Source organism: Pseudomonas sp. HMWF021 (assembly GCF_003061005.1).
Classification (GTDB): Bacteria; Pseudomonadota; Gammaproteobacteria; order Pseudomonadales; family Pseudomonadaceae; genus Aquipseudomonas.
The window spans coordinates 39,682-40,309 of the sequence record NZ_QAIK01000112.1; the positions used below are offsets into that span (position 1 = coordinate 39,682).

At 65.0% G+C, this 628-nt stretch carries 1 protein-coding gene; it reads right to left on the bottom strand.

The features are described from left to right. Positions 1 to 628: methyl-accepting chemotaxis protein (locus DBR18_RS29265; protein WP_256588720.1), on the bottom strand; the 628-nt coding region annotated here is incomplete at both ends.

A 628-nucleotide genomic window follows, 5' to 3' on the forward strand; every position in this document is an offset into this window, starting at 1 on the left:
TTTCTTCGGTGGATTTCTGAGTGCGCTGAGCCAGGCCACGGACTTCGTCGGCGACCACGGCAAACCCACGACCGGCTTCACCGGCACGGGCCGCTTCGATTGCGGCGTTGAGCGCGAGCAAGTTGGTCTGTTCGGCCACGGCCTTGATCACGTCCATGACGCTGCCGATCTTGTCGCTTTCCTGTTGCAGCACGCTCATGGCTTCGGTGGAACGCACCACCTCGCTGGCCAGACGCTCGATCTGCGCGATGGCTTCGTTCACCACCTTGTCGCCTTCACGGGCTTCGCCATCAGCAGCGGCAGCGGCTTGCGAGGCTTCTTCGGCGTTGCGTGCGACTTCCTGCACCGTGGCGGTCATCTCGTGCATGGCGGTGGCGACCTGATCGGTCTCGACCTTCTGGCTGTTCACACCGGCGCTGGTCTGCTCGGTCACGGCGGAAAGTTCTTCGGCGGCGCTGGCGATCTGGGTGACGCCGTCGCGGATGCCGCTGATCAGGTCGCGCAGGGTCACGCCCATGCGCGCGATGCCTTGTTGCAGCACACCGAGTTCGTCGCGGCGGGTAACGGTGACGTTCTGGGTCAGGTCGCCGCTGGCAATGCGCTCGACCACGGCCAGGGTGTCTTGCAG